General features: G+C 65.8%; 9 protein-coding genes and 1 tRNA gene. 8 read left to right on the top strand and 2 right to left on the bottom strand.

The annotated features are described in order from the left end of the window. Positions 1 to 744, bottom strand: a 744-nt coding sequence (locus tag B3587_RS15540; protein ID WP_292730348.1) for an ABC transporter substrate-binding protein, incomplete at its 3' end; no start/stop codon positions are given. A 181-nt stretch (positions 745 to 925) separates the two neighbouring features. On the opposite strand from B3587_RS15540, the gene B3587_RS15535 reads away from it, so the two are divergent. From B3587_RS15535 to B3587_RS15525, 3 genes are all read left to right on the top strand, one after another. Next, on the top strand, positions 926 to 1,372 hold the full coding sequence (locus B3587_RS15535; protein ID WP_292730346.1) for a MarR family winged helix-turn-helix transcriptional regulator: 447 nt from the start codon (positions 926 to 928) through the stop codon (positions 1,370 to 1,372). After that, entirely contained in the window at positions 1,369 to 2,610 is a 1,242-nt protein-coding gene (locus B3587_RS15530) for an MFS transporter (RefSeq protein WP_292730343.1), read from the top strand. Before B3587_RS15535 ends, B3587_RS15530 begins: the two co-directional genes overlap by 4 nt. A gap of 430 nt (positions 2,611 to 3,040) precedes the next feature. Further along, positions 3,041 to 4,627 carry an RNA-directed DNA polymerase gene (locus tag B3587_RS15525; protein WP_292730340.1) on the top strand — a complete coding sequence of 529 codons (1,587 nt, stop codon included), beginning with the start codon at positions 3,041 to 3,043 and terminating at the stop codon, positions 4,625 to 4,627. A 772-nt stretch (positions 4,628 to 5,399) separates the two neighbouring features. Here B3587_RS15525 and B3587_RS15520 read toward each other — a convergent pair. Further along, positions 5,400 to 5,475 (bottom strand) — tRNA-Lys (locus B3587_RS15520). Between the two features lie 109 nt (positions 5,476 to 5,584). Here B3587_RS15520 and B3587_RS15515 point away from each other — a divergent pair. The 5 genes from B3587_RS15515 (at position 5,585) to B3587_RS15495 (ending at position 9,759) form a co-directional block, all read left to right on the top strand. Further along, complete coding sequence (locus B3587_RS15515) at positions 5,585 to 6,421, top strand: inositol monophosphatase family protein (protein WP_292730337.1); 837 nt, start codon at positions 5,585 to 5,587, stop codon at positions 6,419 to 6,421. Beyond that, positions 6,418 to 6,999, top strand: coding sequence for a hypothetical protein (locus B3587_RS15510; protein WP_292730334.1), 582 nt, complete (start codon positions 6,418 to 6,420; stop codon positions 6,997 to 6,999). The genes B3587_RS15515 and B3587_RS15510 overlap by 4 nt, the downstream gene beginning before the upstream one ends. Before the next feature lie 86 nt (positions 7,000 to 7,085). Beyond that, a complete protein-coding gene (locus B3587_RS15505) occupies positions 7,086 to 7,538 on the top strand; it encodes a DUF6789 family protein (protein WP_292730331.1) in 453 nt (150 codons plus the stop codon). 80 nt (positions 7,539 to 7,618) lie between these two features. Next, positions 7,619 to 9,412, top strand: coding sequence for a TIGR03767 family metallophosphoesterase (locus B3587_RS15500; protein ID WP_292730328.1), 1,794 nt, complete (start codon positions 7,619 to 7,621; stop codon positions 9,410 to 9,412). Further along, positions 9,409 to 9,759: a hypothetical protein gene (locus B3587_RS15495; RefSeq protein ID WP_292730325.1), complete on the top strand. Its 351-nt coding sequence runs from the start codon at positions 9,409 to 9,411 to the stop codon at positions 9,757 to 9,759. Before B3587_RS15500 ends, B3587_RS15495 begins: the two co-directional genes overlap by 4 nt. The last annotated feature ends 133 nt before the right edge of the window (positions 9,760 to 9,892 follow it).

The raw sequence follows: 9,892 nt of genomic DNA, 5'->3' as shown, positions 1-9,892 counted from the left end.
CCACATCGCACCCGAGGTCGCCCCTGCCCATGCGACGAACACGAGGTCGGGGTTGCCGGCAAGCACCTGCTGCGCGAACGGCGTGAACTCGGTGACGTCCTCGGCTACGAGAACCGAGTTCACCGTTGCACCCTGACCGCCGAGGATCGCCTCGACAGCCGCGACGTTGCCCTGACCGAACGCGGTGTCCTGAGCGAAGACGGTGACCGTCTTGCCCGAGATGTCATCGAGGAAGGTTCCGGCTGTCGCGACATCCTGCGAGCTCTGGCGACCCGACCGGAACGTGTAGTCGTTGATGCCGGTGATGGCGTCGGCTGCCGCGGGACCGGAGATGTAGAGCACCTTGTTCTGCTCGGCCTGCTCGGCAACCGCCAGCGCGACACCCGACGATGCCGTGCCCGCGATGATGTTGACGCCGTCGCCGATGAGTTCCTTGACCGCTGTGACGGCCTTGTCGGGGTCGCCGGCGTCGTCGCGGTATTCGACGTTGATGGTCGTGCCGTTGATCTCGTTGCTGCCGTCGGTCGCGTACGACAGACCGGCGCGGAACCCGCAGAGGTACTGCTCGCCGTAGCTGGCAAGCGGTCCGCTCTCGCTCGAGACGATCCCGACAGTGACCTCGGAGGGTCCTGCCGTTTCGCCGCCGCCGGTGTCGCCACCGCCGGTTTGCGGCGCACAGGCCGCCATAACAAGGGCGCTGGTGGCGACCACCGTACCCAGGAGCAACTTCTTCGTAACCCGCATGTGCGTGCCTTTCACCGTTGGAAGGGGGCATACCTGAAAGTTGATTCAGGTGGCACCTACAGTAGGTGACGGTGGCGCGCGGGGCAAGTCGTGTCGCCGGGATGCCGACATCCGTTACCGATTCGCGACCGGATCCGCATTACATGCCTGTGTTATATATCTGAGGTATATAGTCGAGACCGTGACAGACCCCGGCCCCATCGAGACGATCATCAGCGCGGCCTACTCACTGGGACGCATCGCGGCACACCGCACCGGAAACGACACCCCCGCGGCGCAGTGGAGGGCTCTTGCCACTCTCGAGCGCTACGGCGCACTCCGGATCGGCGAACTCGCTGCGGCCGCACGAACGACACAACCCGGGATGACGCGGTTGATCGGCCAGATGACCGATGAGGCCCTGGTGACCCGCTCCCCCGATCCGGAGGACTCGCGGGCCACCGTCGTACGCATCACCGCGGACGGACGTGGAGCTCTCGCGCGCTGGCGGGCTCAGCTGAGTGAGACGCTCGCTCCTTTGTTCGCTGATCTCACCGACGGCGACCGCGCAGCGCTCGAGCGCACCGCCCAGGTGCTGAGCGAGCGCACCATCGACGCTCCACTCGACGCCTCAGGACGGAACCAATGACCGCATCCACTCACGCTCCGGCATCCGGCGCCTCGGTGTGGCGCCAGCCCGCGCAGGTGTGGGCCGTCGCGTTCGCGTGTGTCGTCGCCTTCATGGGAATCGGGCTGGTTGATCCGATCTTGCCCGCGATCGCCGCCTCGCTTGACGCGACGCCCGTCGAGACCGAGCTGTTGTTCACGAGCTACCTCCTCGTGACAGGACTCGCGATGCTCGTGACGAGCTGGATCTCGAGCCGCATCGGAACCAAGGCCACGCTCATGGCAGGACTCGGGCTCATCGTGCTCTTCGCCCTCCTGTCGGCGCTCAGTGGCAGCGTCGACGCGATCATCGGCTTCCGCGCCGGCTGGGGCCTGGGCAACGCCCTGTTCATCTCCACCGCGCTGGCCACGATCGTCGGGGCGGCATCCGGGGGCAGCGGCTCTGCCATCGTCCTCTACGAAGCGGCCCTCGGGCTCGGGATTGCGATCGGACCCCTCCTGGGAGGTCTTCTCGGTGAGATCAGCTGGCGCGGCCCGTTCTTCGGGGTCGTGGTGCTGATGGCAATCGCCTTCATCGCGGTCGCGGCCCTGGTCCGCGGCACCGGCGAGCGGCGGGCACCCGTCCCGCTGTCGGCGCCGATCCGCGCCCTGCGCACGCCGGCGCTCGCGGTGCTCGCCGCGGCAGCCCTCTTCTACAACATCGGGTTCTTCATCCTGCTCGCCTTCTCACCATTCCCGCTCGGGTTCGGTGCGATGGGGATCGGCCTGACCTTCTTCGGGTGGGGAGTTGCGCTCGCAGTCACCAGCGTCTGGGTAGCGCCGGCGCTGGCACGACGGATGCCGCGCACCACGATCATGCAGATCGTTCTGGTGCTGCTGGCCCTCGACCTGTTGGCCGCCGGTCTGCTGGTGTCGACTGCCGCAGCCCTGGTCACCTGCATCGTCATCGGAGGACTCCTGCTGGGCGTCATGAACACGGTGCTCACGGAATCGGTCATGGAAGCGACCGATCACCCGCGGGCTGTCGCGTCGTCGGCATACTCCGCCGTGCGCTTCCTCGGCGGAGCGGCCGCTCCCCCGCTTGCCGCCCTGCTGTGGCACGCGTTCTCGGCGAGCGTTCCGTACTACGTCGCCGCTGTCGCGGTGATGCTCGCGGCGTTGATCATCCTGCTCGGACGCAGCACCCTCGCCCGCGTGGATGGCCGTGTGGCTGACACGCAAGAAGAGGGCGCGGCAGTGCTCATCGGAGACGCCGGCTGAGGCATCCGGTCGGCGGGTTCGCCCGTGGACAGAAATGCGGCCCGGGGAGAGGCTCTCACCCGGGCCGCCTTCTTCGCGATTACCCGAATATCGCGAAGGTGTTGCTCTGGTACCGAACCTACCTTTGGCGCCCGCTATGCGAACGCTATGTGAGAGCACTCTCACGCGAGGGGGCGTGCGCGGCAGGGATCGATCGCTGGACGAAGACACGACAACTGCGACAGGGTGGCGCGCCCCTAAGGGAAGTCATGCGGGCGCGTTGCCCAGCGGGTCACGTTCTCGGCGCGAGCCGTCACAACCCACTCAAGCAAAATCGGCCGCGACTCGCAGATTCCGCTTTCTCTCCATGCGCCGAGCCCCGTCACACGCACGACGTCGTCTAGGGCGCCTGCCCCTGGGCGCAAACCAGGGTTTCTGGCAGACTTTGCGCGTGCGAATCGAACCCGCTCTGATCCCGCGGCTGAACTTCAAGGACGCGCTCAAAGCCGAACTCGGCTCCAGCAACAGACTGTTCCCGGTGCGCTGGGATCAGCGAGTGCTTCTCGCACGATCAGATGAAGTGGCAAACAACATCCGGAACCGACTAACGAAGCGCGTGGAACCGACCCGTGCCGAGACCGTGTTTGTCGACAAGAACCGACGCGGCACTCGCCCCATCAGCCAGTTGTCCCTCATCGACCGCGTCTTGTACCGTGCCCTGGTCGACTTGATCGCTGCGTCGATGCCCGCGTATCTGTCCAACCGTTCGCCTCACGCGGACTTCGTTTCAGCCCCGCTGGCGGTGGACGGAACCGAGTTTGTGAGCACGAGCGATGTCGCTGCTTTCTACGAATACGTGGATCATGATGTGCTCGCCACGGAGCTAGAGGCTCAATCTGGCGAAGCCTTAGCGATAGACGCCCTGATCGCGCTCCTTTTCGACCTTATGGGGCGCCGCGTAGGGATACCTCAGATTCATGCCGCCAGCGATGTGCTGGGCGACACGTACATCGATGTGGTGCGGCGTCGCCTGTATAGGTCAGGATTCGCGGTTTTCACCTATTCGGACGACTTTCGCATCGCGACCGACAGCCTCGCTTCTGCTAAGTCGGCACTGGAGATGATGGCCCGAGAAGCGCGTTCGCTGGGACTGACACTCAATGAGAGCAAGACGTTTACATACCGGCTCGCCAAGTACACCGAGTCACTCGAGGCGTTTGCGAAGGCAGAAGCGCAGCTCTTCGAAGAAACGGACGTCGATGAGTTCGTCTTGATCCGATCAGGACACTACGAACTCATCGACGAGGCAGCAACAGAGGCAGCCGAGGACGCGAAGTCCTTCGGCTCAACACCCGAGGACGACGCAATATCAACGGACTCGGAGCCGACATCGTCCAGCGCGCATGTCGAACCGACGCCCGCCCAGGCAGGCGCCGCGAGCCGAGCACTGGCGAAATGGGTCGAAGAGCACGACGGGCAGGGCGATTCGACCTCGCAGCAGACGGCCACCACCGAGTCCTTGCTAGCGGTCTCGCTTCCTCTACTAGGGGCCGCGGGAGACACCAGCGGGCTAGAGCACATTTCGGCGGTGCTTCGGCAGGCGCCTGCGCTCACTCCCAACGTTGCTGCGTACCTGACTCGGCTTGCGCGGCATGGGCTGACCGAGAGGCGTTTGATTCGCCAGACGTTGGACGAGCTCGTCTCAGAGCACAGCTTCAGCACTTGGCAGCAGATGTGGCTGGCCGAAGCCGCAGGCAGCGTCCGGCGGGCGAAGCGGCGCTACGGGCATTACGAGTGGCTCAAAGAGTGCCTCCAGGACCACGACCCTGCTCTCCGTGCAGTTGCGGCATCGGCACTCGCTCGACTCGGACTGGCTTCTGCAGACGAGCTACGGGCGCTTCTGGATGGTGTAGGTCCCGCTTGGCGCACGCTCGTGCTCTGGGCGGTCGCCATTGTCGATGTCGATGTGGCAGAAGCCGCTGCCGAAGACAAGATCGAACGGATTCTCGTGGAGGAAGTTCGCGGTGCCGCGACCTGAGATCCTCAGCGCACATGCTGAGGCATCCTGTGCGCTACTAAAGAGGACGCTTGCTCAGCATCAGCGGCAGGCCACCGCTCTGGTACGACGCGACCATGTCTCCCGACTCGGCACAGCGATTCACGATGCGCACAACGCCCACCGGCAGGCCACCGTCCTTCGGCTCGTGTCGGTGACTGAGGCGTTCTGCGTAGAGCGGCTGGAGAGTCTGTCGAGGGCGGCGATCGATCCGGCCACGAGCAGTGCGCGCCGAGCAATCTTCGACGATGCGCTTCGCAATGCGACCGGCACGTGGCAGGGAATCCGAGACGCTCTGAAGAACTGGCACCAGGTGGAGCCCAGTTGGAAGCGGAACGAGGGGGTGGAAGAGGTCAGGAACACAGTCGCACATGGCCTGGGGCAGCTGACTTACCGCCAACGGACATCGCGCACGAAGACAGACGAGAGACTCTCCCGAGTCGGAATCAGCGTTGGCGCCGACGATGAACTGCACCTCGAGGAGCACGATGTTCTCGAGGTAGCGGCGATCTGCCGCAACCTCATTGAAGAGATCGATCGAACATCCCGCACGAGGATCTCTCCTTGAGCAGCCAGACTCCCTCTACCGCTTCGCCAACCGCATGAACAGGTAGGACCCATGCGTCGTTGGCGCAAAATGTGCTGTTCCTAGCAGCGCGGCAATGGTCAACTGACATGCACCATCATGCGCCGGTCCTAATGCCGAACCTGCTCACTAACCAGAAAGTCTCAGGCGATTGTGGCAATCCTTCCATGGTGCACCCCCAGGGACTTGAACCCTGAACCCACTGATTAAGAGTCAGTTGCTCTGCCGATTGAGCTAGAGGTGCAGAGGTTTGCGACGCTCAAATTGCGCGGCGAACCGAGGGTCAACTCTAGCATCACGATTACGTCACCGAGAAATCGCGCGAGGCGCTGCCGCCTATCCTTGATCCTGTGATGTCCTCCCCCGCGATGAACAGCTTCGACGCACCGTTCAACGGTGATCTTTCGGCAGAGCTCGACCTCGCGCTGCGGCTCGCGGACGCCGCGGACGCCGTGTCGATGGCCCGGTTTGACGCGGCTGATCTCGACATCCGTGTCAAGCCTGATGCCACGCATGTGACGGAGGCCGACCTTGCCACCGAGCGGGCCATCCGCGACATCCTCGAGGCCGAACGCCCCTCAGACGGGATCTTCGGCGAGGAATTCGGGTCGTCGGGCGACGAGGCACGGCAATGGATCATCGACCCGATCGACGGGACCGCGAACTACCTCAAGGGCATCCCGATGTGGGCGACGCTGATCGCCCTCGCGATCGACGGGGTCCCTCGCGTTGGCGTCGTGAGCCAGCCCGCGATCGGGCGCCGCTGGTGGGGCGCCACCGGACTCGGCGCGTGGACAGCGACGCCATCGGGCGAGGCGACTCGGCTGCAGGTCTCCGACGTCGACTCCCTCGACCGGGCGAGTGTCAGCTTTCAGAGCATCGGGCAGTGGGACGAGGTAGGCCGCGTCGATGACCTCATCCGCCTGACCCGCGCCGTATGGCGTGATCGCGGATACGGCGACGCCTGGCCCTACATGCTGCTGGCCGAGGGCCGCCTCGAGATGGTCGCCGAGTTCGGTGTGAAGGAGTACGACGTCGCTCCCTACGTCCCGATCCTGCAGGAGGCCGGCGGCCGGTTCACGGCTGTCGACGGAACCCACACGCTGAGTGATCGATCCGGGATCGCCAGCAACGGCATCCTGCACGACGCCTTTATCGACCTGCTGCGCGACGACGGATCCGCATCGTGAGGTCCAGGACACCGCGCGCGACCCTGCTGGCACCAATCCTGCTCGCTGCACTGGCACTCGCTGCGTGCTCGACAACCTCCACTCCGGAGCCCACACCGGCAACCACCGAATCCGCCCCGCCCGCAGCGCCGGTCGAGACCCCGGAGGCTTCCCCCAGCGCGACAGCGGAGGCATCAGCACCGACGTGTGACACGCTCATCTCCTCCTCGCTCGTCGACGAACTCACCAGCTACGGATGGACCTCGCGGGCCGACGATTTCCTCGTCGGCGCAACCGTCGTCGAGGGCGGCCTGCAGTGCACCTGGGCAGACTTCGACGGGCCGGCAACGGACAACCTGCTGCTCTTCGGGTGGGCACCGATCGCCGCCAGCGAGGCAACGCGCCTGCAGACTGAGCTCATCAGTCAGGGCTGGCTGCGCGAGGACGGCGCCCAAGGCACATACATCACGACTGACCCGCAGTACGCGGTCGCGGTCGATGAGGACGGGTACGGCATGACCTACCTGTTCGGCGACGGCTGGGTGACGGTGGCACTGACAAAGCAAGGTCTCGTGCTGATCGAGCGACCCGACGCCTAAGCGCGGGCTCGAACCGCCGACGCGGACCGGCATCTGCGCTGTCAAGCCGCTCGCACGATCCGCTGCTGTCCGGTGTGCTGGGACGCATGCCAGGTTCGATGCTCTCCCGCGCAGCACGCGGCGCCGTCGCCGGAGCTACCGCGACCGTCCCGATGACCGCGGTGTTCGTCGCTGCCCGCGCCGCCGGCGCGTACGACACGCTGCCGCCGACGGAGATTCTGGAGCGACTCGCTGGCCCGACTCGGCGGCGCCGTCGGACGCGCCCCGTCGATCGATGGTCGATGGTTCTCCACGTCGCCTTCGGTGCGGGGGCTGGTGCCGCCTTCGCCGTGCTCGCCCCCGGCGCTCGCGGCCGACGCGCGGTGCTCGGTCCGGTCTGGGGAGTGCTCGTGTGGTTGGCAAGCTACGAAGGATGGCTGCCCATCGCCGGTATCCTGCCCCCGGCCCACCGCGACCACCCGCCACGGGCCAGAGCGATTGCGATCGCACACCTCGTGTGGGGCATGGGTCTCGGGCTCCTGACGCGCCGTCGAGACTGAATCGCGTCGCCGCCCGATCGCCGCACGCGCCGTTCCGATAAAGTCAAAGCACTGTCGCCTGACCCGAACGGACGGCATCGATGCCCGGACTGTCCCGCCGCCACTTCCTCACCGGCGTTGCAGCGCTTGCTGCCGCCACCGGACTGAACATCGACGTGCTCGGACGCGGCCTCGCCGCTCGCGCGCAGACGACCGCACAGACCGCGGCCGGCATCCCCACGACCCTGCAGCAGACGATCCTGCAAGGCAGCGTGATCCAGGGTTCTTACCGGGGACTCGTGACCGGGCCCGGCGAGCCGTATATCCCGCGTCTCGACATCCTGCGTGCCTCGCCCTCGAGCGCGCGAACGACGGCACGACGGTCGCTGCTGTACCTCGGGCACCTCTCCGATCTCCACGTCATCGACGCGCAGTCACCCGGCCGCATCGAACCGATGATCGTTCAGGACCACTCGGCGTGGGGCTCAGCCTTCCACCCGCAAGACCCCCTGAGCCCGCACGCGACCGCGGCAATGGTGCAGGCGTTTTCGGATGCCCGATACAGCCCGCTCACGGGAGCACCGATGAGCGCCGCGATCGTCACCGGCGATTCTGCCGACATGCACTCCCACAGGGAGCTGCGGTGGTACATCGATCTCATGGACGGCTTGAGCGTCGATCCTGCCTACGCGAGCTCGACGTATCAGGGCGTGCAGGCCTGGTCCGAAGCCACGTGGGCGTACCGACCTGGTGACCCGAGCGGCGGCGCCTTCGGCGACTACGGGTTCCCGCAGCTTCCGGATCTGCTCTCGCAGGCGATCGCGAAGCCTGTCGACTCCGTCGGCCTGCCCGCCCCCTGGTACGCCGTGTACGGAAACCACGACACGCTGCTGCTCGGCACCTTCAATCTCAGCCCGCAGCTTCACGCTCTGGCGATCGGCGCGCAGAAGTCCTATGCGCTCGAGGGCACCGCGGGAATGGCTCTCGGCGGGTGGGCGGCTGCCACCGGCATCCTGCAACAGGCAGTCGACGCGCTGGGACTCGCGTGGGGTCGGCCCGGCTTCAAGGAGGTCGCAGCCAGCCCGGAACGCTACCTGTTCGAACAGCGCGAGTTCATGGCCGAACACTTCAACACCCAGCCGACGCCCGGCCCCGTGGGCCACGGCTTCACCCAGCACAACCTCGACTCGGGCGAGACCTGGTGGTCGGCCGACCTGTCACCGAACGTCCGTGGTTTCGGCCTCGACACGTGCAACCAGGTCGCGGGGCCCGACGGCGGGGTTCCCGAGGTGCAGTTCCGCTGGCTCGAAACGCAACTGCAGCAGGCGCAGGCCGAGAACAAGCTCGTCCTGATCTTCAGCCACCACAACAGCCTCACGCTCGAGAACAAGGCGCAGCGGTTCGATGACCCGCAAAAGCTGTATGGCGCCGAGGAATTCGTCGCCATGCTGCTCAAGTACCCCGTGGTGATCGGATGGCTCAACGGTCACACGCATCTGAATCAGGTCCTCGCCCATTCGGACGGCCAGCGCGGCTTCTGGGAGATCACGACAGCATCGTGCATCGATTTCCCGCAGCAGCAACAGGTGGTCGAGATCGTCGACAACCGCGACGGCACCCTGTCGCTGTTCACGACGGTGCTCGACCATGCGTCCCCCGCGGTTCCCGGTTCCAGCGGCAGCGTTGCCGACCTCGCGTCGCGCTCGCGCGAGTTCGCCGCGAACGACTGGGCAGAGAGCCCGATGATGCGCCGTGGCTCGCCGCTGGATCGCAACACCGAACTGCTGCTGAAGGCCCCGTTCGATCTGTCGCGAATCACGGATGCCGCGCTCGAGAAGCAGCACCTGAGCGAGAACGCTCGGATCCTGGCTTACGAGACGGAGCGTGGACTGTGAAGCGGCGACTGATCACGGCATCCGTCCTAGCGGCGAGCATGGTGGCGGTGGCCGGATGCTCGCAGGTTGAGGCTCTCGCCCCTGTCGGCGGCAACCACATGACAGAGATCCGATACGCGGCTATCGACATCCTGCTCGCGAAGAACATCGACGTCCTTGTTGCGCCCGTGTGCGAGCAAGACGGCGAGGCGGTGTCGTGCACGGGTGAGACCGCGGACGGCCAGGCGATCACGGTCGAATCCCCCGCCGATGCGACCGACACGGTTGTCGTGACGGTGGGCGATGAGACGATCTATAGCGGGAAGTACTGGGACATCCTGGATGACGCCGTGCGAGGTGACCTGTGAGCACGTGGATGCTGCTCGGCCACGCGTGGCGGGTGTGGGTCCCTGTCGCCCTGCTGAACACCGCGGTGCAGGCGCTGCTCGTGGTGCCGCTCACGACGCCTGCGACATCCGTCGTCTTCGTGCTGCTTGCGCT

It is taken from the genome of Microbacterium sp. UBA837 (assembly GCF_002296025.1).
Lineage (GTDB): Bacteria > Actinomycetota > Actinomycetes > Actinomycetales > Microbacteriaceae > Microbacterium.
The sequence above is the reverse complement of the archived record's forward strand: the minus strand, read 5'-3'. Positions and strand labels throughout refer to the sequence as shown.

Excerpts from the sequence above, each read along its gene's own strand:
- B3587_RS15500 (WP_292730328.1), top strand. The coding sequence starts at position 7,619 with ATGCCCGGACTGTCCCGCCGCCACTTCCTCACCGGCGTTGCAGCGCTT.
- B3587_RS15530 (WP_292730343.1), top strand. The coding sequence starts at position 1,369 with ATGACCGCATCCACTCACGCTCCGGCATCCGGCGCCTCGGTGTGGCGC.
- B3587_RS15505 (WP_292730331.1), top strand. The coding sequence starts at position 7,086 with ATGCCAGGTTCGATGCTCTCCCGCGCAGCACGCGGCGCCGTCGCCGGA.
- B3587_RS15515 (WP_292730337.1), top strand. The coding sequence starts at position 5,585 with ATGTCCTCCCCCGCGATGAACAGCTTCGACGCACCGTTCAACGGTGAT.